Consider the following 22,434-nt stretch of genomic DNA (forward strand, 5'->3'; position numbering starts at 1 on the left):
GCGCGGCAGCTGTCGAACCTCCGTCGTGGCGGTGTGCCGGCGGCGCCGGCGGGGAACCAGCGTGCGGTGAAGCACGGGGCGTACGCGGTGATCGCCGCGGAGCGTGTCGACGCGAAGGTCCGCGAGGTCTTCGATGCCCTGGCGGCGGACGCCCCGCTACGCGCGAGCGACGGTGGGCTGCCGGCAGCGGACGGGGCGATGGTCCGCCTGGCGGCCGAGGTGATGTGCCGCCTCGACGATGTGACGGGGTACCTCGGCGCGAAGGGCTGGATGGACGAGAAGGGCAACCCGCGCACGATCGTGCTCGAGCTCGAGGGCCGGCTCCGCCGGGAGGCGGCCGATCACCTCGACGCGCTGGGCTGCAGCCCGCGGTCGCGGGCGAAGCTCGGCCTCGATGTCGCCCGCTCCCAGGCGTTCGACCTCGCGCAGCACTGGGCCGAGACCGATGTGAGCGGCGACCAGGACGGCGACGTGATCGACGGAGACGCCGCATGACCCGCGCCCAGGTCGCCGCCGCCCGCGACGACGTCGGGGTCTTCGCCACCCTCGTGGACTGCCCGCTGACCGCGACCCAGGCCGGTGCTCTCGCGCTTCAGCGGCGGGTGACGGTGATCGTGGCGCCGCGGCAGACGGGCAAGTCGCGGTCGCTTGCCGTGCTTGCGCTGCATCGGGCGTTCCGGCGCGCTCGGACGCGGGTGCTGATCGTGAGTGCCGGTGAGGAGGCGGCGAAGCGCCTGCTCGCCGAGGTCCGGCGCGTCGCCGCCGGCTCACCGATCCTTGCGGGGTCGGTGCTCGACGAGCGGTCGTCGCTGCTGACCCTGAGCAACGGGTCGGAGGTCCGGTCGGTACCGGCGTCGGAGCATCAGGTGCGCGGCTGGTCGGCGGACGTGCTGCTGATCGATGAGGCGGCGATCGTCGACGACGACCTCATCCTCGGTGCAGCGTTCCCGACGACAGCGGCCCGGCCTGACGCGCGGATCGTCCTGGCATCCTCGCCGCTCGGGACGCGCGGTGCGTTCTACGAGCACGCGATGCGCGGCGTGAACGGGTCCGAGCATGTGGCGACGTTCCGGTTTCGGCTGGCGGATTCGCCGTGGGTGACGGCGGAGACGTTGGCGTCGCTGCGGGAGGGGCTGTCGCCGCTGCGGGCGCAGGCGGAGCTCGACGGTGAGTTCGTTGATCTCGACGGTGGGCAGCGGTTGATCGAGCGGGAGTGGATCGATGCGGCGTGCGAGCGGCGGCTGCGTGCGACGGGCGCCGGCACGGTGGGTCTGGACGTGGCGCGGTTCGGTGGGGACCGGACGGTGGCGTACTCGAACCGTGGTGGGGTGGTGCGCCGCCTGTTCGTGGGGCATGGGTGGTCGACGACGCAGACGACCGGCCGGCTCGTGGGGGCACTGCGCGATGACCTCGGGTCGCCGCCGGAGCCGGTGTCGGTCGTCGTGGATGACACGGGTGTCGGTGGTGGTGTGACGGACCAGGCGCAGGCGGCGGGGGTGTCGGTGCGTCCGTTCATCGGTGCGGCGTCCGCTCGGCAGCCGCAGCGGTTCGTGAACTTGCGGGCGGAGAACTTCTGGGATCTGCGGGAGGCGTTCGAGCACGGCCGCGTGGACCTCGACCAGGGGGACCGTGAGCTCGTGGAGCAGCTCGGGGAGCTCCGGTTCGGGTACGACGACAGGGGTCGGATCGTGATCGAGGCGAAGAGGGCGCTCGCGGCTCGTGGGGTGAAGTCGCCGGATTCGGCGGATGCGGTCGCGATGAGCTTCGTGTTCGTGCCGTCGTCGTCGGTGCGGGTGGTGATGGCCGCTCCGGAGGCGTTGGTGCGGTCGCCGGTCGATGGGCGTGCGCTTGCGCCGCTCCGATTGGGGGATGACGCGCTGCGGGCGGCGGTCGATGGTCGGCGTGCTGTGCGCGGCGGGCCCGCATGGCGGGGGCCGCGGATATGAGCGCGCCAGACACGAGTCTTGCCCCGGTTGGGGCTTCTACTGGCGCCGTTGTGCGCCCTGACATGAGGAAGCGAGGTGGTCGCGTGTCCGTGGCCGTGAAGGAGCGGGAGCGGGTGTCTGCGCCGGTGTTGCCGGCGGGGAGCATCCCGGAGTCCGAGTTCGGGTGGCTTGAGGCGCTGCGTCTGGAGCATCCGGGTCTGATCGAGGCTCGGCAGAAGGCGATCGCCGCGGTCGCTGCGGTGAAGGCGGAGCACGCGACGCTGAGGTCGACGTACGAGGCGGAGCTCGCGGCGGCGGCGCGGGCTGGGGGTGAGCCGCCGGTGTTGCCGGCGCGGCTGAGCCCGGAGTACGCGCGCACTCGGCTGGTGGCGGCGCAGGAGGCGGATGTGGCCGCTGTGGCGGCGCTGGTGGAGCACACCGGGCGGGTGGCTGCCGCTGTCGGGCAGCATCGGACGGGGGAGGAGTGGCAGGCGGCGGTCGCTGACCCGGACGCTGATGGGGCGGAGGCGCTGCGGCGGTTTGAGGCGCGGTGGACGTGGCCGCCGCCGCGACCCATCCGGGCGACGCTCGAGGAGCTTGAGGCGGAGATCGCCGCCGCGGACGCCGTGGTGCTCGAGATCCGGCGGCCGATGGAGGCGCGGATGACGGAGTGGCATCGGGCGTGTGCCGAGCATGAGACGGGGAAGCCGATGCCGGCGATGCCGGAGTTCTCGAACGAGGATCACCTGCTGGGGAGCGCGATGGAGCGTGCGGGCCGGGCGCATGCGGCTCTGGATGAGGCGCGCCGGATGGGGCGTGTGGCATGAGCTCCCGGTACCGCGCGACGAGCATGATGCGCCTGATCCGGCAGCTGCATCCGGACCTCTCTGACCGGCAGGTCGCGGCGGAGGCACTCGCGGTCCTGCCGGCGGGCGCAGGGTCGGCGGACGAGCTCGAGATCGAGGCTGCCGGGCTCCGGGGCCCGGCGACGGAACTCCGGGTGGCGCTGGCGGCGTCGGCGGCAGATGCGGTGACGCCGGGGTGGGCGAAGATCGGGACCGTCCCGTCGTCGATGCCGTCGCTGGCTGATGCTGGTGAGGGGTTCATGCCGGGTGCGCCGTCGCTGACGGCGCACGCTGAGCGGGCCGCCCATGAGGCGGGCCTTGCGCCGGATGTGTCGATGTTTCCCGGCCGCGGCCACCTGGGGGTGAGTTGACCTATGGCGCTGAAGTTCGAGATCGAGATGTATGGCGACAAGCTGATCAGCCGGCAGTTCGATCGGATCTCTGCGCGGGGGCTGGATTTGCGGCCGGCGTTCGAGACGATCGGTGACCAGTTCCGGCGGGCGGAGGCAAACCGGTTCGACACCGTGGGGAATGGGACGTGGGAGGCGCTGAGGGCGTCGACGGTGGCTCGGAAGGCGCAGTCGGCTGACCCGGTGGTACGGGCGAACCATGAGCGGGTGCTGGTGGCGACAGGGCGGTTTGAGCCGTCCCGGTTTCACGGAGACTTGTTGTTTGGGTTTCCTCTCTCGTCAGTGGGAGAGGGGTGAGCCGGACCGTATCGCGTAGAGGGTCTCGAATTCGACGGGCGGGATGTGACCGATCGCGGAGTGCAGGCGGTCGTGGTTGTACCAGCCGACCCACTCCACAACGGCGAGCTCCAGTTGGGTGCGGGTTTGCCAGACGCGGTCGCGGATCAGCTCGGTCTTGAAGCTGTCCACGAAGCTCTCGGCCATCGCGTTGTCGTACGCGTCACCGGTCGAGCCGAGCGAGCCGAGCACGTCGTTGTCCAGGAGCGCTTGGGTGAAGTCGAAGCTCGTGTATTGCGATCCCCTGTCCGAATGATGGATAAGTTGTAGATCGGCGCCGTGTCGGCGGGTGCCCAAGGCCATCTTCAGCGCGTCGAGCACGAGGTCGGTGCGCATGTGGCCGGCGAGCTGCCAGCCGACGACCCGGCGGGAGTAGACGTCAAGGACGAAGCTGAAGAACCCCACGCCCTCCCACGACTTTAGATACGTGAAGTCGGCGATCCACAGCGCGTCCGGCCGGGTCGCGGTGAACTGGCGGTTGACCAGGTCCGGTCGCCCTGAGCCGGCCGGGTCAGCGACCGTGGTCTTCCACGCTCGGCCGCGGCGCTTGGCCCCGATCAGACCGTCCGCTGCCATGAGCCGCTCAACGCGGCCGCGGCCGACCTGCACGCCCTGACGGCGCAGCGCCTTCCACACGCGCAGCGATCCGTACGCCTCGTAGTTGGCGCGGTACACCGCCCGGATTTGCTCGAGCAACACGGCGTCTTCCTGCGCGCGGGTCGACAACACCCCGGTCGCGCGCTGGTAGAACGCCGAGGGCGAGGTCCCGAGGGTGCGGCAGGTGAGCTCGACAGCGAAGCCGGCCGCCCGCTGCTTTTCGATGAAGGCGCTCACCTCCGCGGGGTCCCGTCGAGCTCCTTGGCGAAAAACACCGAAGCGGCCTTGAGGATCTCGTTCTGCCGCCGCAGTTCCTTGACCTCACGTTCGAGCAGACGCATCCGGTCGCGCTCGACCGTGTTCAGCACGTCGCTGCGCGTTCCGGCGTCGGCCTCGGCGAGCCGCACCCAGTTCCGAAGCGACTCCTTGTGCACGTCCAGGTCGCGGGCGACCTGCGCGATCGGACGCCCGGACTCCAGCACCGTCTTGACGGCCCGCTCACGCAACTCCGGCGGGTACTTCCTTCCACGAGCCATATGACCACGTACTTCCTCTCAACAGACCGAATGCCTGTTTCAGAAGTCCCCGTCGATCCCGGGACGGCTCACGCTGATCTCGGGCCGCCGGAACTTCGAGACGCTCGTCCGGGTCGACTTCTGGGAGGCGACCTGGCAGATGCTCGCCGCCGACCGACTGGGCCGCGCCAACGGCGACGCCCCGATCACCCTTCCGGTCGTGCACGAGAACCCGCTCGAGCAGTCCGCGCTGCCCACGCCCGATTCCTACGAGTTCTTCAGCCGGGCAGGCGGCGAGTGGGCGCCCTCGTTCAAGAACGAGGTGACGCTGCGGTCGCTGGAGATGTTCCAGGCCTACGAGCCCGGCGAGTACCTCAAGCGTATCTCCCCGACCCCGCTGCTCATGGTCGTCGCGCCGCTCGACCGGCTCGCGCCGGGTGAATGGGCGACGGCCGGATACGAGACCGCTGCCCACCCGAAGAAGATCGTCCTCCTCCCCGGCGGCCACTTCGACGCGTACACCGGCACGGGCTTCGAGATCTCGTCGGCCGCCGCGCGCGACTGGTTCGCCGAGCACCTGCAGACCGCCTAGCACCAGGGCAGGCTGCGGCATGAGCACGTACGAAGCGGAGACCTGGGCCACCCACGGGCTCAGCGCGACCTCTCGCGTCGACCACTGGCACGACGCGCTCGGAGAGACGCACCTGTTGTTCGACGTCGCCGTGCCGCAGCCTGTCCGGGCCACGTTCAACGCCGAGTTGACGCGGCGCCGGTTCGGGGAACTGGCGCTCGTCGACTGCACGGTCGATCCCTGCAGCGGGCACCGTGGCCGCCAGGAACTCGCCGTCGACCCGGGCTGGGCCGGCGTCCTCGTCATCGGTTCCGGTCGCGAGCGTGTCTCCCAGGCGGGTCGCGAGATGGTGCTCGGCCCGGGCGACTGCGTCGTCTGGGACGGTGATCAGGCGGTCGACTTCGAGGTGCTGGAGCCGCTGCGCAAACGCACGCTGCTCCTTCCGCGCGAGCGGGTCATGGGCCTGGGGGGCTCGTTCCCTGCCCACATCGCGGCCGGCTCCGCGCACAGCCGTCTGCTGGCCGGCTACCTGGACATGCTCTCGCGGGAGCTCGATCATCTCGACGGGCCCGCGTGCGCCGCGGCGGCCAACGCCGCCCTCGAGCTCATGCGCGCGGTCGTCGCGCCCTCCGCGGGCGGGGACCTCCGCACGATCGTGTTGCCGCAGATCAAGCGCTGGATCGAGGCTCGGCTGCACGATCCGCGGTTGTCTCCGCGGGAGATCGCCGCGACCCACGCGATCTCCGTGCGCACCCTCCACGCGCTGTTCGCCGCGACCGACGAGAGCGTCAGCGAGTTCGTCAAACGGCGTCGCCTCGAACGTGCCCGCGCCGAACTGCTCGACGTCCCCGGTGTCGCGATCACGAAGGTCGCGCTGCGCTGGGGCTTTCCCAGCGCCGCGCACTTCTCCCGCTGCTTCCGGGCCGAGTTCGGCCTCAGCCCCCGCGAACTCCGTCAGGACGGCATGCCGTCAGAGGCGGCCGGCCCCTGAGCGGCACGCCCCGTGGCGCCCGTCAGACCTCGGCCGGGGTGGCCAGCCGGGCCTCGAGGAAGTCGGTGATCGCCGCGGTGAACTCGAGCGATCGCGGCACGAGCCCGGACATGAGGAACGTGCCGTGGATCATCCCGTCGATGCGGCGGACCTCGGCGTCGACGCCGGCGGCCTGCAGGGCCGCGCCGTAGGCCTCGGCCTCGTCGCGGGTGGGGTCGAGCTCGGCCGTCAGCACCAGGGCGGGGGCCAGGCCGGCGAGGTCGGCCTTGCCGGGGTTGGCGTGGGGCGCCGTCCGGTTTGCCGGGTCGCCGAGGTACGCGCCCCACATCGCGTCGGCGGCGGCGACGGAGAGGAACGGGCCGGCGGCGAACTCCGCGCGCGACGGGGTGTCGGTGTCCGGGTCGATCGGCGGGTAGATGAGCACCTGGGCGGCGAGCTGCGGTCCGTCCTCGTCGCGGGCGCGCTGCGCGGCGACGGCGGCCAGGTGAGCGCCGGCGCTCTCGCCCATGACGACGATCCGGTCGGGGTCACCGCCGTGCTCGCCGATCGTCTCGGCGACCCACCGCAGCGCGGCGAGGTTGTCGTCGGTGGCGGCGGGGAACGGGTGCTCGGGCGCGAGCCGGTAGCTCGCGGAGACGACGACGGCCTGGAGCTCGTGGGCCAGGGCCCGGCAGCGCTCGTCGACGACGTCGAGGCTGCCGGCGATCCAGCCGCCGGGGTGGAAGAAGGTGACGACCGGGAGCGTCCCGTCGACGTCGGGCCGGTAGATGCGGGCCGAGAGCCGCTGCCCGGACGGGCTGGGGTAGGTGACCTCCTGCACGTGGGTGTCGCGCGGCGGGGCCTGCAGCAGCGTCATCGTCTCGAGCAGCTCACGGGTCTCCTCGACGGTGCACTGCTCCAGCGGCTTGACGCCCTGCATCGCCAGAGCGCCGATGACGACGGCGACCGGCGGGTCCAGGCGGACCATCGGCGGCACCGGCGGGGCGGACCCGTCGAGGGCGAATCCGGCGAAGCCCTTGTCGATCATCTCCTGGCAGATCGCCCGGTAGAGCGGCGCGCCGCCGGCGAAGATGTAGGTGCCGCGGGGCTTGCCGGGGATGTTGCGGCCCATGTACCACGAGTTCGGGGACTGGGGGATGAGCGTCATGTTCAGGATGCCCTCCGCCAGCCGGCCCCAGGCCTGGACGGCGTCGGCGGTCGGCTCGATGACGCGGGCGTCGTGGTCGAGGACGTGCTTGATCGCGTCGTGGGCGAGTTCGACGTGGTCCTCGATCGCCATCGCGTTGTTGTAGAGCGCGACGGCGCTCTGCGGCCCGGTGATCGTGAACAGGTTGGGGAACCCGTCCAGCTGCAGGCCCAGGTAGGTCTTCGGGCCGTCCTCCCACGCCTGCTCGAGGGTCAGCCCGTCGCGGCCGACGATGCCCATCCGCAGCAGCGTGCCGGTGAGCGCGTCGAAGCCGGTCGCGAGGATGATGACGTCGAGGTCGTACTCGGCGGCGGCGGTGCGCAGGCCGGTCTCGGTGATCGCCTCGATCGGCGCGGTCCTCACGTCCACGAGGTCGACGTGGTCGAGGTTGAACGTCTCGTAGTAGTCGGTCTCGAACGGCGCGCGCTTGGTCCCGTAGGGGTGATCGGTCGGGCACAGCAGCTCGGCCGTCGCCGGGTCGTTCACGCGCTCGCGGATGCGGTCACGCAGGTAGTCGGCGATCGTGTCGTTCGCCTCCTTGTTGACGAGCAGGTCCTGGTAGGTGCCGACGACGAGCCGGAAGCCGCCGCCGGGGTAGTAGAACTCGTCGTAGAGCTTCTTGCGCTCCTCGGGCGAGTCCAGCAGCGCGGACGGCCGGCCGATGCCGTAGGGGGCGCCGAGGAAGTTGTCGCGCGAGCCGGCGCGGACCTCGGCGTGGTTCTCGGCCTGGTGGCGGGACTCCTCCTCGGTGAGCGGGCGGTTGCCCAGGGGCGCGGCGAAGTTCGCCGTGCGCTGGAAGACCGTCAGGTGCGCGCACGCCCTGGCGACCTCGGGGATGACCTGCAGGCCGGTCGACCCCGTGCCGATGACGCCGACGCGCTTCCCGGTGAGGTCGACGGGCTCGTGCGGCCAGGAGCTCGTCCGGTGGATCTCGCCCCTGAACGTCTCCTCGCCGGGGAACTCGTTCTTCTTGGGGACGGTGACGTTGCCGCCGCCGGCCACGACGAAGCGCGTGGTGCACGTGCGGCCGTCGTCGGTGCCGACCGTCCAGAGCTCGTTCGCGTCGTCCCAGACGATCGACGTGACGCGGGTGCGGAACCGGAACTCCTTGCGCACGTCGAGCTTGTCCGCGCACCACTCCAGGTAGGCGAGGATCTCCGGCTGAGCGGCGAAGCGCTCGCTCCAGCGCCACTCGCGCTGCAGCTCGTCGGAGAACGAATAGGAGTAGAAGACCGAGTCGAAGTCGCAGCGCGCCCCCGGGTAGCGGTTCCAGTGCCACGTGCCGCCAGGGCCCTCGCCGGCGTCGAACGCCTGCACCCGGAGCCCGAGCCCGTCGCGGAGCTTGTGCACCGAGTAGATCCCCGCGAACCCGGCACCGATGACGACGACATCGTGATCCGTCTGCATGTCTCTCTCCTGAGGCGCGTGGCTGGACGAGACCGACCGTACGTCCGCCCGGGCGCGAAGTCATCGGTCATTCGGACCCGGTTGCGTGGGCGCTCACCGTGCTCGTTGACCATTTGGCGCAGCCGACCTAGGCTCGCGCGGGTGACGCCGAACGCGCCAGCCGATCCGGTCCGCGACGGCGTCCGCACCGTGGCCCGGGCGATGCTTCCCGAGCTTCCCGCGATCGGCGAGGCGCTCGGCGATCACGTGCTCGCCGGCGAACCGCGCTTCGGTCGCGACGGCGCCGCGGACCTGGTGCGGAACTCGTGCAACGCGAACAGCACGGCGCTGCTGGACGGCCTGCTGCGCAACCTCCCCGCGGAGGCCCTCGGGCCGGCCGAGGAGGTCGTGCGGGACACCCGGAGCTTCATCCAGCGCGGCGTGACGGCGGGGACGCTCGAACGCGGATACCGGCTCGGGATCGCCTACTGGTGCACGCGCTGGGCGCAGGCCGTCGACGAGCACTGCCCGGACCGCGCCGTGGCCCTGGCGGTGAGCAGCGCCGGGACCGGCTACCTGCTCCGGTGGCTCGACCACGTGCTCGAGCGCGTGGGGGAGGAGGCGCGCGACGAGGCCGAGCGGCTGGCCGGCGAGATCGTCTTCGCCCAGGTCGAGGAGGTGCGTCGCATCCTCGACGGTGCCGACGACGTCGACCTCGCCGCCGCCGGCATGCACCTCGGCTACAGCCTGGCCGGCCGGCACCTTGCGCTCGTCGTCCGTCAGGCGGTCCCCGGCGAGGGCCCGCCGCCGGACGCGGTCGCGCGCGAGATCGCCGCCGCGGTGACGGCGGCCCGCCCGCTCGTCGTCCGCGTGGACGTCGCCACCGCGTGGTGCTGGCTCGCGGTCCCCGAGGGCGAGGACCCCGGCGTGCCGGCTCCCCACGGCGCCGTCGTGGGCGGGCACGGCCGTGTCGCACCCGGCCTGAGCGGCTTCCGCCGCAGCCACGCCGAGGCACAGGAGGCGCTGCGGGTCGCCGTGCTCGCCCGTCGCCCGACGTCGACGATGACCGCCTACGACGACGTCGCCGTCGCCGCGCTGTGCTCGCATGACCCGGGCTGGGTCCGCGACTTCGTCCTCGCCCAGCTCGGCCCCCTCGCCGACGACGGCGTCGAGGCGCAGCGCTTCCGTGCGACGCTCTCGGCGTTCTTCGCCTCCGGAAGCGGGTACCGCCCCACCGCCAAGGCGCTCGGCCTGCACCACAACACGGTCCGCCACCGCCTCGCCCGGGCCGAGCGGATGCTCGGGCGCCCGCTCACACGCGACCGGCTCGCCCTCGAGGTCGCCCTGCACCTCGCCGCACAGCTCGGGCCCGAGGTGCTCGCCGGCGACTGCGCGCTCGGCGCGACCTGAGCGCCCTCACGGTCGGGGCGCCGCGTGGTCGCCTGATCGCCGACGGGCCGGCGTCGGGACGGCCGACAGGACGAGGACGCTCTAGGCGCCGACCGTTCCTGCCGTCAGCACGCCGGCGTCCGTGCGCACCGCGGCGACCTGCACGCCGATCCCGTTGACCCAGGCGTTCCCCGAGGCCTTGTCGAGGGAGTCGACGGAGTTGGGGGTCAGGTCGTTGTAGCGGGCGCCGCCCGCGGCGACGGCGACCCGCCAGCCGCCCCGGTGGCCCCAGTGCTGATTCAGGCCGACCGAGCCCGGCATGACCTTCGTCGGTGACCTGGACCTCGACCTCGATCCGGCCCCAGTTGGAGGCCACCGCGGCCATCGCGCCGTCCGTCAGGCCGCGGGTCTCGGCGTCCTCGGGGTGGATCCGCAGGCGGCAGGCGCGGCCGCCCGACATGAGCTTGGGCACGTTGTGCAGCCACGAGTTCTGGGAGCGCAGCTCGCGGATGGTGAAGAGCCGCAGCGGGTGCGCGTCGTCGAGGCCCTCGATGGTGCGCAGGCGCTCGAGCTCGTCGGCGAAGAGGCGGTGCTCGAGGTGGACCATCCTGTCCTTGTGGCGGATGCGGTCCCGGATGATGCCGACGGGGGAGTGGTCGGCGAGCTTGACCGGCGCACCGGCCTTGAGGAGCTTCTTGCGGCTCAGGCCGTTGCGGCGCAGGCCGAAGAGGTCGCCGTCGGGGCCGATGCGCATGAAGGCGTCGACGCCGACGTGCGGCGGGAGGCGGATCCCGAGCCTGCCCATGAGCTGGGCGCCGGGGGCGCCCGAGGGCACCATGCCGATCTCCTTGCAGATGTCGTCGAGGATCTTCCAGTCGTCGCGGACGCCGGGGGGCGGGTCGACGACGGGGGCGGTCCACTGCGCGTAGGGGACGGCGTTGTGGGACTGGGTGAAGATCGGGATCGCCTCGCGCTCCAGGAGGAGCTTCGGCGGGAGGATGTAGTCGGCGTGGCGGTTCGTGTCGGTGACGTACGGGTCCAGCGAGACGAAGAGGTCGAGGGCGGCGAACGCCTCGTCCATCGCCTTGGCGTTGACCGACGTCGTGGCGGCGTTCGTCGCGGCGCAGATCATCGCGCGGCACTGCCCGGGGCCCGGGGTGGCGACCTCGCGCGGGAACGTCGCCCAGGGCGAGGTGCCGATGACCTCCGGGATCCCGTCGACGCGGGTGCGCCAGCGGTCGTAGCCGTTGGCCTTGAGGATCCCGGTCATGAACTCGAGGTCGATCATCGGCCGGCCGAAGACGATGCCGCCGGCCTTGTCGAGGTTGCCCGTCACGATGTTGATGACGTCGATGAGGTACTTCGTGAGGGTGGCGAAGCGGCCGAGGGACGCGCCGCAGCGGCCGTAGACGCAGGCGGCGGGCGCCGCGGCGAGATCGCGGGCGAGCTGCTCGATGTCCGCGCGGGGGATGCCGCACTCGGCGGCGGCGCGGTCGAGGTCGACGTCGCGCACGAGGTCGAGCGCGAACGGCACGCCGGTCGCCTGCCGCTCGGCGGTCGCCCGGTCCACGAGCCGCTCGTCGACGAGGACCTTCAGGATCGCGGCGAGCAGCCAGGGGTCGCCCTCGGGAATGATCGGCACGTGCTCGAAGAGGCTCGCGGTCTCGGTGCGGCGCGGGTCGACGACGACGACGCGGCCGCCGCGCTTCGGGATGTCGAGCAGGACCTCGCGGATCTTCCCGACGGTCACCATCGACCCGTGGGACACGACCGGGTTCGCGCCGAGGATGAGCGCGAAGTCCGTCCGCGCGAAGTCGGGGAAGGGGTTCGCGAGGTTGTTGCCGTAGAGCAGCTCGCCGACGACCCAGTACCCGTTGATGTCGATCGAGCTGGCGGTGTAGAAGTGCTTCGTCTTCAGCGCGGTCGCCATGCCGAAGAGCGTGAGGAAGGCGCCGTAGTTCCACGCGTTCGCGTTGCCGAGCCCGATGCCGATCGACTCGCGGCCGGACTCGGCGACGATCTTCCGCAGCCGGGTGCCGATGTCGGCCATCGCGGCGTCCCACGAGACGGGTTCGAAGGTCCCGTCGGGCCGGCGCCGCTGCGGCTCGAGGAGCCGGTCCGGGTCCTTGAGCACCTCGGGGAAGAGGATGCCCTTCGGGCAGGCGAACCCCCGCGACTGCGGATGGTCGGGTCCGGCCGCAGCTGGACGATCTCGCCCCGGTCGACCGTCGCCACGAGGCCGCACGAGGCCTCGCAGACACCGCAGAAGATGCGCTTCTCCTCCATGGGTCCTTCTCCCTTACCTCGTGGTGGCCCGGTCGGCGTCCCGCCGCTCGAGGAACTCGTCCTTCTTCTCGTGGATCTCGGGGTCGCCCATGACCGAGTAGCTGTACAGCGCCTCGATGCGGAGCTGGTCGTCGAGCTGACGGCCGATGACCTCGAGGATGGTGTCCTTCGCGGACTCGACCGCGCTGCGCGGGTTGCGGATGATCTTGCGCGCCATGTCCTCGGCGGTCGCCATGACCTCGTCGGCGGGGACGAGGCGGTTGACGAGGTGGACCTGGAGGGCGCGCTCGGCGGTGATCGGCTCGCCGAGGAGCTCGAGCTCCATCGCGATGCCGACACCGCAGGTGTTGACGAGGCGGACGATCCCGCCGTCGCCGAAGTGCATGCCGCGGCGCATGTGGAAGAACCCGAAGTTCGCGTCGTCGGCGCAGACGCGCATGTCGGCCGCGAGGCAGAGCTCGATGCCGCCGCCGATGATCCAGCCGTGGAGCGCGGCGATGATCGGCTTCGGCGTCCGGTGCAGGCCGCGGGTGATGCGGCCGGCGAAGCCCTTGTCGAGGACCTTGCGCCCGAGCTCGGGCCCCGCCTCGAGCCACTGGTCGACGTGGTCGTGCAGGTCGGCGCCGGCGCAGAAGTTCCTGCCGTTGCCGCTGAGGATCGCGACGCGCGCCTCGTCGTCGGCGGCGAACGCCGACCACGCCTCGAAGAGGGCGTCGTCGACCTCCGTGCTGATCGCGTTGTGCTTGTCCGGGCGGTTGAGCGTGATGTACGCGATCTGGTCCCGGACCTCGTAGAGGACGACCGACATGCTCAGACCGTCCACGTCGCGGGAAGGGTGCGCATCGTCTCGAAGAGGTTGGAGAAGCCGTAGGTCGCCTCGCCGAGCTGCAGGTCGGGCAGCTGGGTGTAGACCTCGCGCAGGGCGGCCTTCAGCAGCGTGCGGCCGAGCGCGTTGCCGAGGCAGAAGTGGATGCCTCCGCCGCCGAACGCGAGGTGCGGGTTGCGCTCGCGGCTGAGATCGAGGACCTCGGGGTTCTCGAAGACGTCCTCGTCGTAGTTGCCCGAGACGTACCAGAAGACGACCTTGTCGCCTTCCTTGATCGTCTTGCCGCCGATGTCGTAGTCCTGCACCGCGGTGCGGCGGAAGTGGACGATCGGGCAGCGCCAGCGCAGCAGCTCCTCGACGGCGGAGCCGATGCGGCCCTCGAAGTCCTCGAAGAGCCACGCCTTCTGCTCGGGATGCGACTCGAGCGCCATGATCGAGTCGACGATCGCGTGGCCGGTCGTGTCGTTCGACGCGCCGGAGAGCATCACGAAGAACGAGGCGATCTCCCAGTCGTCCATCTTGCGACCCTCGAACTCGGCCTGGACGAGCCAGGTGAGCATGTCGTCGCCCGGCTCCTTCAGGCGCAGCTCGGCGAGCTCGAGCGCGATGTCCGAGAGGATCTCCGCGGCGTTCGCGAAGACCATGATCGGCTCCATGTGCTCGGTGTACTTGGGGTCGTTCCAGGAGCCGAGCTGGTCGGCGGCGGCGACGACCTTGTCGCGCATCTCCGCGTCGGTGACGCCGATGAAGTGCGAGTAGATGAGGCCGGGCAGCGCCTTGCCGAGGTCGGCGACGAGGTCGGCCTGGCCCTGCGGCCTGAGCCCGGCGACGACCTCGTTCGCGGTCTCGCGGATCCAGCCCTCGAGCGTGCGCATCTGCTTGGGGCCGAAGGCCGTCTGGACGATGCCGCGCATCTGGCCGTGGTCCGGCGGATCCATCGCGAGGAACGACATCGCCGCCGCGAGGACGACCTCGGGCATGTCCTCCATGAAGATCCCCTGCGAGGAGCAGAAGGCGCGGCTGCGCGACGCCTCCTGGATGTGCGCGTGCTTCGTCAGCGCCCAGAAGCCGTTGACGTTGTCCTCGGGGTCCATGAGCAGCGAGTCCGCCGGCGGATGCCAGGAGACGGGGTCGTTCTCGCGCAGCCACTTGAAGGCGGCCATGCGCTCCTGCCGTGAGCGCTCCCAGAACGCGAAGGTCTCGACGTCGGTGAGGACGGGGGTGGTGCTCATGTGGGGGTCCTTTGGCTGGAGAGGGCGTGACGGGTTGCGTCGAGCAGCCCGGCGACGTGCCCGGGGTCGGCGTAATAGGCGTCCTCACCGCGCCGGCGGCTGTACTCGTAGAGGACGGCGAGCTTGAAGAGCTGGAAGGCCTCGTGCCACGGGAGGGCGGTGACGTCGCACCCGGTGCGCTCGGCGTAGCGGGCGGCGAGCGCGTCGCGGCCGGGGAAGCCCTCCGCGAGCGTCGCGCGGGACATCGCGCTGACCGCGTGGAGGGGTACGCCGGGGACGGCGTACGTCGTGAGCGTGTAGGCGACGTCGGCGAGCGGGTCGCCGATGGCGGCGAGCTCCCAGTCCAGGACACCGAGGATCCGCGCGGGCGGGTCGGAGGCGAGCATGACGTTGCCGAGCCGTAGGTCTCCGTGGATGAGGGCCGCGCCGGACGACGCGGGGACCGTCGCGGCAAGCTCGTCGCGGTAGGCCGCGAACGGCTCGGGCAGGGTGCCGTCGGGCGCGGCGATGAGGCGGGGCAGGCGGTCGAGCTGGCGCTCGAGGAAGCCGTCGGGGCGGCCGAGGTCCGCCAGGCCGGCCTGCCAGTCGACGGCGTGGAGGACGGCGAGGGCGTCGACGAGCGCCTCGGCGACGCCGGCGCGCTGCTCCGGGGTGTCGATCGCGGGCGGGAGCGCGTCGGTGCAGACGGCGCCGTCGAGGTGCTCCATGACGTAGAAGGGGACGCCCATGAGGCCGGTGTCCTGCTCGAGCAGCAGCACCGCCGGCACCGGGACGTCGGTCGCCGCGAGCGCCTGGAGGATGCGCGCCTCGCGGACGACGTCGTGGGCGCCGCGCGGGAGGGGCGGCGGGGGCGGGCGCCGCAGGACGGCGCGGCGATGGCCGTCGTCGAGGAGGTAGGTGAGGTTCGAGTGGCCGTCGCCGATGCGCCGCAGGGTCGCGGGGGCGCTCGTCACGCCGCGCGCCTGCAGGAGCGCGTCGAGCTGCGCGGGGTCGAACGGGAGCCGGGCGGTCATGCGAGCCCGCCGCCGGTGAGGTGCTGCACGTAGCTCGCCGGCCACTGGGCCTCGAACTGGCCGACGCCGGCCTCGCCGTCGATCGTCGCGTGGCACCCGGCCTCGTTGATGATCGTGCCCGACCCGACCGGCAGCCGGGCGTGGGCGAAGCGCTCGAGCGTGACCTCGGTGCTCGCGCCGGTCTCGTCCACGAGCGTGGCGCGCAGCGCGCGGTTCGTCATGTCGGCGTCGTACGTCGCCTCGCAGCGGGCGTCGACGAGGCCGACGGGCTCGCCGTCGCGGACGACGTAGCCGTTGACGCCGACCTGCCCGCGGGCGATCCACTGGAAGAGGTTCACCGCGAGCCCCGACGGGGTGTGGGCCACGACCCACTTCCAGTGCTGGGGCATGCGCCAGTCCCGCGCGCCCCACGAGTGGTCGCGGTGCATCGGCACGCCGTCGAACGCGACGCGGCGGCCCGCGAGGGTCAGCGACCCCGTCGCGCGGCCGGCCTGCTCGAGGCGGTCGGCGGCCATCCACTGCGGGCAGCCGATGGCGTTCTGCGCGTAGCCGAAGGCCTCGTGGCTGCCGGTGAACGTGTAGTCGATCGCGACGCCGTCACCCTCGTAGGCGACGTGCACCGTCTGCAGCGGATCGGTGTGCCGCAGCCGCAGCCCGCGGACCTCCCAGTCGTCGAAGTCGCGCTCGCCGACGTCGACGCGCGCGACGGCGTCCTCCACCACCGGGCCACCGCTCTCGTCGGTGACGAGCACGAGCCGGCCGGCCTGCCCGGCGCCGTCGACCCAGGTGTAGAGGAAGACCCACAGCCGCTCCTCCGGCAGGAGCAGCGTGAAGAACAGGCTGTCGCGGCCGGCCTGCCCCGGAGCGGGGCGGTGACGGCGGTCGTCGGCGGCGGCGAGGCTCGTCGTCCTCACGCCCGGTACAGCTCCTCGATGACGTCCGCGTAGCCTTCGCTGACCTCGCGCCGCTTGAGCTTCTGCGTGGGGGTGAGCTGGTCGCCGCCCGGGACCCAGTCGTGGTCGAGGACCGCAAAGCGCTTGATCTGCTCGATGCGCGAGAGCTTCTCGTTGCCCGCGGCGACCGCGGCCTCGAGCGCCGCCCGGATGTCCGGGTGCTGCGTCAGCGTCGCGAAGTCCGCCTCGTCGAGGCCGTGGTCACGGGCGAAGGAGGCGACGCCGTCGCGGTCGAGCACGAGCAGCGCGACGTTGTAGGGGCGGCGGTCGCCGATCGCGACGACCTGGGAGATGAGCGGCTGCCCGGCCTTGATCGCGAGCTCGATGTTCGCGGGGGACATGTTCTTGCCGCCGCTGTTGATGATGAGGGCCTTCTTGCGGTCGACGATCTTCAGGTACCCGTCTTCGTCGATGACGCCGATGTCGCCGGTGCAGAACCAGCCGTCGGGGGTGAACGCCTCGGCGGTGCGGGCCTCGTCGCGGAAGTACCCGGGCGTGACCGTCGGCCCGTTCACGAGGATCTCGCCGTCCTCGGCGAGCTTCAGCTCGACGATGTCGAACGGCTGCCCGGCGGTGCTCAGCCGGATGTCCTCGGGCGGGCTGCACGTCAGGATGATCGTCTCGGAGGAGCCGTAGAACTCGTTGATCGGCAGGCCGAGCGCGGTGAGCTCCTCGAGCATGTCGAGCGCGCTCGGCGCCCCGGCGACGGCGAGGAAGTGCGCCTGCTCGAGGCCCGTGAGCGCGGCGAGCGGCGCGAGCAGCGCGCGATCGGCCTCGTCGTCTCCGGCGGGGAGCGGCGCTCCCGCCTGCTCGGCCCGCACGACCGCGAGCCGCCGCGCCCAGGCGGCCTCGAGGGCGCCGCGGTCGGGCGACTCCGAGACGTGGCGGCGGACGCCGGCGAGGAGCTTCTCGAAGATCCGCGGGACGCCGAAGAAGCGGGTCGGGCGCACCTCGTGCAGAGCGGCGCCGAGCCTGGCCGGATCGTCGAGCGACGTCACCTCGTACCCGTAGAGGAACGCGGCGTAGTGGCCGAAGATCCGCTCGGCGATGTGCGCCATCGGCAGGTAGGAGAGGGCGCGGTCGGCCTGCGTCGCGCCGAACCGGCGGCGGATCGAGTCCAGGCAGTCCATCATCGCGCCGTGCCGGAACTGCACGCCCTTCGGCGGCCCGGTCGTGCCCGAGGTGTAGACGAGCGTGCAGATGTCGTCGCGCTCGGCGAGGCCGGCCGCGGTCTCCGCGTCGAAGTCCGCGGGGCACAGGCCCTCGAGGTCGGCGATGCTCAGCTCGCCGGGGCCCACGGCGTCGGCCTCGACGACGACGACGCGCTCGATCGACGGCGTGGTGGCCGCGAGCGCGCGGGCCTTGTCGAGGAGCGCGCGCTCGGTGACGAGGACACGCGGCTCGGCGTTCGCGCAGATCTCGGCCATCTGGACGACGGCGGAGGTGACGTAGATCGAGAACGGGATGGCGCCGAGGACGAGCGCGCCCATGTCGGCGATGTGGAACTCCATCCGCGTCCCGAGCAGCAGGGCGATGCGATCGCCGCGACGGACGCCGAGCGTGTGCAGGCCCCCGGCGACGGCGGCGGCGCGGCGGTCCCACTCGCCCCAGGTCAGGCCCTCGCCGGAGCCGAACATCCGCAGGGCGGTCTCGTCGGGCGCGGAGCGGGCCTTGGCGAGGAAGGCGGCGGGCAGCGATGGCTGCGCCAGCGCCTGATCGATGCGGGTCGTGTCGGCGGTGGTCACTGGAGCCGGGTCCCCCCGAGGAACTGGTCGATGTGGCGGTCGGTCGTACGGGCGGCCTGCTCGGCGAACGCGAGGACCTCGGGCCGGCGGTCGCTGCGGCGGTGCGCCACGGCGATCGTCGACGGCGGGGCGTCGGGCAGGGCGACGTAGTGGACGAGCGGGTTCGGCGCGAGCCGGGCCATCGACCCGGGGACCGAGACGACCATGTTCCCGCCGGCCACCGAGAGCTGCATGGCCGAGATCGTCGTGGCGGGCGGCGCGTCGGGCAGGGGGTTCGGACGGCCGCGCAGGTCGTCGAGCTGCCAGAACGCCGACCAGGGGTCGGGTGAGCCGAGCGGGAGCGTGTGCTCGCCGAGGACCTCGTCGGCGCTGACGGCGTCCGCGCCCGCCAGCCGGTGGGTCGCGCCGACGAGCAGCGCGCGGGCCTCGCCGGCCAGCGGCGTGAGCTCGAGCTCGGGGTCGTCGAGCGGTCCGCGGACGAGCGCGACGTCGAGCGCTCCGGCCAGCAGCGGGCCGACCTGGTCCACGAACGAGAGCTCGGCGAGCTCGACGTGCAGCTCGGGGTGGCGCTCGCGGAAGTCCTGGACGATCGGTGCGGTGAGCTCCCCGGCCCCGAGGACGCCGGCGACCACCCCGATGCGCAGCCCGCGGCGCTGCTCGGCCCGCTCGCGCATCGCGGCCCGCGCGGCCTCGGCCTGGGCGATGATCGCGCGGGCGTGGCCGAGGAACTCGTGGCCCGCCTCGGTCGTCTGGACCCCGCGCGGGGTGCGCTCGAGCAGCTCGACGCCGAGCTCGAGCTCGAGCTGGTGCAGCGCACGGGAGAGCGCGGGCTGCGCGACGTACAGCTCGCGAGAAGCCGGTCGGAACCCGTGCTCTTCGGCGACCGCCACGAAGTACCGCAGCTGGCGAAGATCCACGATTCGATAAGACCAGCCGGGCCGTGCCTCCCGCAAGGCCGATGACCAATCGGCATCGGCTCGCCGGTTCCCGCGCCCGTACGCTCGACGGCGATGCAGCTGGAGACGTCCGCCGAGCAGCGCGAGTACCGGGACGCCGTGCGGGCCTGGGTGGCCGAGCACCGGGCGCAGGCCCCGCCCCTGCACGGCCTGTGGACCGACGGCGCGTGGATCGAGGCGCGCCGCGCATGGCAGGGGCGGCTCGCCGACGCGGGCTACGCCGGCGTCACCTGGCCGGCCGAGTACGGGGGACAGGGCCTCGGCCCGATCGAGCAGGTCATCGTCGATCAGGAGCTCGCCGCCGCCGGGGTCCCGAACATCCTCGACTACATCGGCCTCGGGATGCTCGGGCCGTGCATCATGACCCACGGCACCGAGGCGCAGAAGCAGCGGTACATCGCGCCGATGCTCCACGGCGACGAGATCTGGTGCCAGATGTTCTCCGAGCCTGCGGCCGGCTCTGACCTCGCCGCGCTGCGGACGCGGGCCAAGGAGCAGCCGGACGGCACCTTCGTCCTCGACGGGCAGAAGGTGTGGACGACGAACGCGCAGTTCTCCGCCTTCGGGCTCTGCCTCGCGCGGACGGACCCCGACGTCGTCAAGCACCAGGGTCTGACGATGTTCGTCGTGCCGATGGACGCCGAGGGCGTCGTCGTGCGCGGGCTGCGGCAGATCTCAGGGGACGCCGAGTTCAACGAGGTCTTCCTCGACGGCGTGCGGCTCGGTCCGGAGCACGTCGTCGGCGAGGTCGGCGGCGGCTGGGCGGCCGCGGTGACCGTCCTCATGAACGAGCGGCTCTCGATCGGCCGCGACCTCACCGGCTTCCGCATGGACGTCGACCGCTTTCCGCCCGCGATCGCCGCGGACCCGGAGGCGCGCCTGGACCCCGAGGTCCGCCGCCGCCTCGGCGCGGCGAGCGTCGAGCTGCTCGCCGTGCGCGTCGCCGGGATGCGTGCCCTCGCCGGCCTGCAGCGCGGGCAGGCGCCGGGGGTCGAGGCCGGGCTGACGAAGCTCTCGATGGTCAAGGCCGCCACCCTCGCCGCGGACCTCGTCGTGGACGTCGTCGGGCTCTCCGCGCTCGAACCGGACTCCGAGTGGTACCCCGTCGTGAGCTACCTGCCCGGCTTCAAGTCGGCCGGCGGCACGGAGGAGATCGTGCGCAACACCGTCGGTGAGCGCGCGCTGGGCCTTCCGCCCGAACCCCGGGGCGACAAGGGCGTCCCGTTCAGCCAGCTGCAGCACTGAGGAGAACCATGCCCTACCAGTCGGCGTTCGCGCCCAACCTCTTCGACGGCCAGGTCGTCGTCGTCACCGGCGGAGGCAGCGGCATCGGCCGCTGCATCGCCCACGAGCTCGCGTCGCTCGGCGCGCACGTCGCGATCGTCGGGCGCAGCCAGGAGAAGCTCGACGCGGTCCTCGCCGAGATCACGGAGGACGGCGGGCGCGCCTCCGTCTACAGCTCCGACATCCGGGACGAGGACGGGATCATCGCGACGGTCGACGCGATCCTCGCCGAGTGCGGCGCGATCGACGGGCTCGTCAACAACGCCGGCGGCCAGTACCGGATGCCGCTGAAGGACATCTCGACGAAGGGCTTCGAGGCGGTCGTCCGCACGAACCTCACCGGCGGCTTCATCGTCATGCGCGAGGTCTACAACCGCCACATGGCCGAGCACGGCGGCGCGATCGTGAACATGATCGCCGACATCTGGCACGGCTGGCCGCACTTCTCGCACTCGGCCGCCTCGCGCGGCGGGATGTTCACGCTCACCGAGTGCGCCGCGACCGAGTGGTCGGGCTCCGGGGTCCGCGTCAACACCGTCGCCCCCGGCGCCATCGCCTCCAGCGGCCTGGACACGTACGACGACAAGGACCGCGAGTTCATCCAGAACGAGGTCGCCTGCGAGATCCCGCTGCAGCGGTTCGGCACCGAGGCGGAGGTGTCGGCGGCGGTGACGTTCCTGCTGTCGCCCGCGGCGAGCTTCGTGACCGGCTCGTGCATCCGGATCGACGGCGGCGCGCCGAACGCCCGGCGCGGCTGGTGGAAGCTCGAGGCCGTCTCCAACAACGAGGCCTTCAACGGCTTCCACCGCTCCAGCGCGCCGGAGATCCTCAGCGCGCTGCAGACGGACGCCGGCTGACCGTCAGACCGTGGCGCCGGCGAGCAGCTCGCCGGCGACCCGGTCGACCGCCGCGGCCTCGCCGCCGAGCAGCCGCCGGTGCGTCTGCGCCCGGCGGAAGAACAACGGCGCGTCGTGCTCCCACGTCGCGCCGATCCCGCCGTGGACGGCGATCATCGTGCGGGCCGCGACGTCGAGTGCATGGCCGGCCGCGGCCCGCGCGGCCGCCGCGGCGAGCGGGGCTTCGGGCGAGTCCTCGTCGAGGGCCCAGGCGCCGTAGGTCAGCAGCCCGTCGGCGTTCTCACGCAGCCGCAGGACCTCGACGAGGCCGTGCTTCACCGCCTGGTAGGAGCCGATCGGGCGGCCGAAGGTCCAGCGCTCCTGCGCGTAGGCCACGGACGCGTCGAGGGCGCTGCCCACGGCGCCGACGGCCTCGGCGGCGAGCAGGACCTGAGCGGTCTGCCACGCCCGCGCGAGCTCGCGGGCGCCGAGCGCATCCAGGCGCTCGGCCTCGGCGCCGTCGAGGTGCACGTGGGCGAGGGACGCCGACGCGTCGTAGGCCGCGACGGGCTCCACCGTGACCCCGGGCGCGCCCGCGTGGACGAGCGCGGCGCACGGCGCGCCGTCCGGGTCCGTCGCGGTGACGAGGAGGACGTCGGCGCCAGGCGCGTCCGGCACCCAGGCGACGAGCCCGCTGAGCGTCCCGTCGGCGGCCAGCGACGGGACGGCCGCGCGCGCGGACCCGGCCGGACGGTCGACCGTCCAGCGGGGCTCGAGGTCGCCCGGGGGCAGCGCGCCGGCCAGCGCGGCGCGGACGGTCCCGGTGGCGACCGGCGCGGTGAGCGCGTGACCCGCGGCGGCGAGCAGCGCCGACGACGGGAGGTGGCCGAGCAGGCCGGTCCCCGCGAGCCGGGCGCCCGCCTCGCGCAGGACGAGCGCGCTCGCGCGGACGCCGAGGCCGGCGCCGCCCGCGTCCTCGCCGACGAGCAGCCCGGGCCAGCCCGCCTGCACCGCGGTCGGCCAGAGGTCGGGCCGGGCGGCGGGGTCCTCGAGCGCGTCGCGCGCGAGCGCCACGGTCGGCGTCCGCGAGAGCGCGTCCGCCGCGGCCTCGCGCAGGGCGCGTTCGTCGTCGTCGAGGTCGAAGCGCATGCT

21 protein-coding genes are annotated in these 22,434 nt (G+C 72.5%); 10 read left to right on the forward strand and 11 right to left on the reverse strand.

The features are described 5' to 3' along the window. The first annotated feature begins 66 nt into the window (after positions 1 to 66). The 5 genes from NBH00_RS14855 to NBH00_RS14875 all read left to right on the forward strand — a co-directional run bounded on the left by NBH00_RS14855 (position 67) and on the right by NBH00_RS14875 (position 3,477). Positions 67 to 495 (forward strand): hypothetical protein, encoded by a 429-nt coding sequence (locus NBH00_RS14855; protein ID WP_254569374.1) that lies wholly within the window; start codon positions 67 to 69, stop codon positions 493 to 495. Beyond that, positions 492 to 1,946, forward strand: coding sequence for a terminase large subunit domain-containing protein (locus NBH00_RS14860; RefSeq protein ID WP_254569375.1), 1,455 nt, complete (start codon positions 492 to 494; stop codon positions 1,944 to 1,946). The genes NBH00_RS14855 and NBH00_RS14860 overlap by 4 nt, the downstream gene beginning before the upstream one ends. Positions 1,947 to 2,029: 83 nt before the next feature. After that, positions 2,030 to 2,752 (forward strand): hypothetical protein, encoded by a 723-nt coding sequence (locus NBH00_RS14865; RefSeq protein ID WP_254569376.1) that lies wholly within the window; start codon positions 2,030 to 2,032, stop codon positions 2,750 to 2,752. A gap of 23 nt (positions 2,753 to 2,775) precedes the next feature. Then, a complete protein-coding gene (locus tag NBH00_RS14870) occupies positions 2,776 to 3,141 on the forward strand; it encodes a hypothetical protein (RefSeq protein ID WP_254569377.1) in 366 nt (121 codons plus the stop codon). 3 nt (positions 3,142 to 3,144) lie between these two features. Then, positions 3,145 to 3,477: a hypothetical protein gene (locus tag NBH00_RS14875; RefSeq protein ID WP_254569378.1), complete on the forward strand. Its 333-nt coding sequence runs from the start codon at positions 3,145 to 3,147 to the stop codon at positions 3,475 to 3,477. Here the strand turns inward: NBH00_RS14875 and NBH00_RS14880 are convergent. Together NBH00_RS14880 and NBH00_RS14885 are read right to left on the reverse strand one after the other, a co-directional pair. Then, on the reverse strand, positions 3,460 to 4,350 hold the full coding sequence (locus tag NBH00_RS14880) for an IS3 family transposase (RefSeq protein ID WP_254569052.1): 891 nt from the start codon (positions 4,348 to 4,350) through the stop codon (positions 3,460 to 3,462). The genes NBH00_RS14875 and NBH00_RS14880 overlap by 18 nt on opposite strands. After that, the gene (locus NBH00_RS14885) at positions 4,347 to 4,649 is read right to left on the reverse strand and encodes a transposase (protein ID WP_254569053.1); all 303 of its coding nucleotides are present in this window, start codon (positions 4,647 to 4,649) and stop codon (positions 4,347 to 4,349) included. Before NBH00_RS14885 ends, NBH00_RS14880 begins: the two co-directional genes overlap by 4 nt. Before the next feature lie 139 nt (positions 4,650 to 4,788). Here NBH00_RS14885 and NBH00_RS14890 point away from each other — a divergent pair, with 139 nt between their 5' ends. Both NBH00_RS14890 and NBH00_RS14895 read left to right on the forward strand, forming a co-directional pair. Then, the gene (locus NBH00_RS14890; protein WP_254569379.1) at positions 4,789 to 5,220 is read left to right on the forward strand and encodes an alpha/beta hydrolase family protein; all 432 of its coding nucleotides are present in this window, start codon (positions 4,789 to 4,791) and stop codon (positions 5,218 to 5,220) included. 19 nt (positions 5,221 to 5,239) lie between these two features. After that, positions 5,240 to 6,190, forward strand: coding sequence for a helix-turn-helix domain-containing protein (locus tag NBH00_RS14895; protein ID WP_254569380.1), 951 nt, complete (start codon positions 5,240 to 5,242; stop codon positions 6,188 to 6,190). Between the two features lie 22 nt (positions 6,191 to 6,212). Here NBH00_RS14895 and NBH00_RS14900 read toward each other — a convergent pair whose 3' ends face one another. Then, a complete protein-coding gene (locus NBH00_RS14900) occupies positions 6,213 to 8,783 on the reverse strand; it encodes an alpha/beta hydrolase fold domain-containing protein (RefSeq protein WP_254569381.1) in 2,571 nt (856 codons plus the stop codon). A gap of 141 nt (positions 8,784 to 8,924) precedes the next feature. On the opposite strand from NBH00_RS14900, the gene NBH00_RS14905 reads away from it, so the two are divergent. Continuing rightward, positions 8,925 to 10,172, forward strand: coding sequence for a PucR family transcriptional regulator (locus NBH00_RS14905; protein WP_254569382.1), 1,248 nt, complete (start codon positions 8,925 to 8,927; stop codon positions 10,170 to 10,172). Here the strand turns inward: NBH00_RS14905 and NBH00_RS14910 are convergent. The 7 genes from NBH00_RS14910 to NBH00_RS14940 form a co-directional block, all read right to left on the reverse strand. After that, the gene (locus tag NBH00_RS14910; RefSeq protein WP_254569383.1) at positions 10,075 to 12,285 is read right to left on the reverse strand and encodes a molybdopterin-dependent oxidoreductase; all 2,211 of its coding nucleotides are present in this window, start codon (positions 12,283 to 12,285) and stop codon (positions 10,075 to 10,077) included. The two genes, NBH00_RS14905 and NBH00_RS14910, sit on opposite strands and share 98 nt — an antisense overlap. Before the next feature lie 165 nt (positions 12,286 to 12,450). Next, on the reverse strand, positions 12,451 to 13,245 hold the full coding sequence (locus NBH00_RS14915) for an enoyl-CoA hydratase/isomerase family protein (RefSeq protein ID WP_254569384.1): 795 nt from the start codon (positions 13,243 to 13,245) through the stop codon (positions 12,451 to 12,453). Positions 13,246 to 13,247: 2 nt separating this feature from the next. Continuing rightward, positions 13,248 to 14,495 carry a cytochrome P450 gene (locus NBH00_RS14920; RefSeq protein ID WP_254569385.1) on the reverse strand — a complete coding sequence of 416 codons (1,248 nt, stop codon included), beginning with the start codon at positions 14,493 to 14,495 and terminating at the stop codon, positions 13,248 to 13,250. Beyond that, complete coding sequence (locus tag NBH00_RS14925) at positions 14,492 to 15,508, reverse strand: phosphotransferase family protein (RefSeq protein ID WP_254569386.1); 1,017 nt, start codon at positions 15,506 to 15,508, stop codon at positions 14,492 to 14,494. Before NBH00_RS14925 ends, NBH00_RS14920 begins: the two co-directional genes overlap by 4 nt. Continuing rightward, positions 15,505 to 16,422 carry a DUF7064 domain-containing protein gene (locus NBH00_RS14930; protein ID WP_254569387.1) on the reverse strand — a complete coding sequence of 306 codons (918 nt, stop codon included), beginning with the start codon at positions 16,420 to 16,422 and terminating at the stop codon, positions 15,505 to 15,507. The genes NBH00_RS14925 and NBH00_RS14930 overlap by 4 nt, the downstream gene beginning before the upstream one ends. Next, on the reverse strand, positions 16,419 to 18,206 hold the full coding sequence (locus NBH00_RS14935) for an AMP-dependent synthetase/ligase (RefSeq protein WP_254569388.1): 1,788 nt from the start codon (positions 18,204 to 18,206) through the stop codon (positions 16,419 to 16,421). The genes NBH00_RS14930 and NBH00_RS14935 overlap by 4 nt, the downstream gene beginning before the upstream one ends. After that, positions 18,203 to 19,123, reverse strand: coding sequence for a LysR family transcriptional regulator (locus NBH00_RS14940; protein ID WP_254569389.1), 921 nt, complete (start codon positions 19,121 to 19,123; stop codon positions 18,203 to 18,205). Before NBH00_RS14940 ends, NBH00_RS14935 begins: the two co-directional genes overlap by 4 nt. A gap of 93 nt (positions 19,124 to 19,216) precedes the next feature. On the opposite strand from NBH00_RS14940, the gene NBH00_RS14945 reads away from it, so the two are divergent. Both NBH00_RS14945 and NBH00_RS14950 read left to right on the forward strand, forming a co-directional pair. After that, entirely contained in the window at positions 19,217 to 20,407 is a 1,191-nt protein-coding gene (locus NBH00_RS14945; RefSeq protein WP_254569390.1) for an acyl-CoA dehydrogenase family protein, read from the forward strand. A gap of 8 nt (positions 20,408 to 20,415) precedes the next feature. Next, positions 20,416 to 21,303 (forward strand): SDR family oxidoreductase, encoded by an 888-nt coding sequence (locus NBH00_RS14950; protein WP_254569391.1) that lies wholly within the window; start codon positions 20,416 to 20,418, stop codon positions 21,301 to 21,303. A gap of 3 nt (positions 21,304 to 21,306) precedes the next feature. Here the strand turns inward: NBH00_RS14950 and NBH00_RS14955 are convergent, their stop codons facing one another. Next, the gene (locus NBH00_RS14955; RefSeq protein WP_254569392.1) at positions 21,307 to 22,431 is read right to left on the reverse strand and encodes an acyl-CoA dehydrogenase family protein; all 1,125 of its coding nucleotides are present in this window, start codon (positions 22,429 to 22,431) and stop codon (positions 21,307 to 21,309) included. Positions 22,432 to 22,434 lie beyond the last annotated feature (3 nt).

Origin of the sequence: Paraconexibacter antarcticus (assembly GCF_024220175.1) — a bacterium.
In the GTDB taxonomy this organism is placed as follows: domain Bacteria; phylum Actinomycetota; class Thermoleophilia; order Solirubrobacterales; family Solirubrobacteraceae; genus Paraconexibacter; species Paraconexibacter antarcticus.

What these genes read in the sequence shown, in the direction of transcription:
- NBH00_RS14860 (WP_254569375.1), top strand. Translation starts at nt 492, where the DNA reads ATGACCCGCGCCCAGGTCGCCGCCGCCCGCGACGACGTCGGGGTCTTC.
- NBH00_RS14870 (WP_254569377.1), top strand. Translation starts at nt 2,776, where the DNA reads ATGATGCGCCTGATCCGGCAGCTGCATCCGGACCTCTCTGACCGGCAG.
- NBH00_RS14875 (WP_254569378.1), top strand. Translation starts at nt 3,145, where the DNA reads ATGGCGCTGAAGTTCGAGATCGAGATGTATGGCGACAAGCTGATCAGC.
- NBH00_RS14885 (WP_254569053.1), bottom strand. Translation starts at nt 4,649, where the DNA reads ATGGCTCGTGGAAGGAAGTACCCGCCGGAGTTGCGTGAGCGGGCCGTC.
- NBH00_RS14890 (WP_254569379.1), top strand. Translation starts at nt 4,789, where the DNA reads ATGCTCGCCGCCGACCGACTGGGCCGCGCCAACGGCGACGCCCCGATC.
- NBH00_RS14895 (WP_254569380.1), top strand. Translation starts at nt 5,240, where the DNA reads ATGAGCACGTACGAAGCGGAGACCTGGGCCACCCACGGGCTCAGCGCG.
- NBH00_RS14900 (WP_254569381.1), bottom strand. Translation starts at nt 8,783, where the DNA reads ATGCAGACGGATCACGATGTCGTCGTCATCGGTGCCGGGTTCGCGGGG.
- NBH00_RS14915 (WP_254569384.1), bottom strand. Translation starts at nt 13,245, where the DNA reads ATGTCGGTCGTCCTCTACGAGGTCCGGGACCAGATCGCGTACATCACG.
- NBH00_RS14920 (WP_254569385.1), bottom strand. Translation starts at nt 14,495, where the DNA reads ATGAGCACCACCCCCGTCCTCACCGACGTCGAGACCTTCGCGTTCTGG.
- NBH00_RS14925 (WP_254569386.1), bottom strand. Translation starts at nt 15,508, where the DNA reads ATGACCGCCCGGCTCCCGTTCGACCCCGCGCAGCTCGACGCGCTCCTG.
- NBH00_RS14945 (WP_254569390.1), top strand. Translation starts at nt 19,217, where the DNA reads ATGCAGCTGGAGACGTCCGCCGAGCAGCGCGAGTACCGGGACGCCGTG.
- NBH00_RS14950 (WP_254569391.1), top strand. Translation starts at nt 20,416, where the DNA reads ATGCCCTACCAGTCGGCGTTCGCGCCCAACCTCTTCGACGGCCAGGTC.
- NBH00_RS14955 (WP_254569392.1), bottom strand. Translation starts at nt 22,431, where the DNA reads ATGCGCTTCGACCTCGACGACGACGAACGCGCCCTGCGCGAGGCCGCG.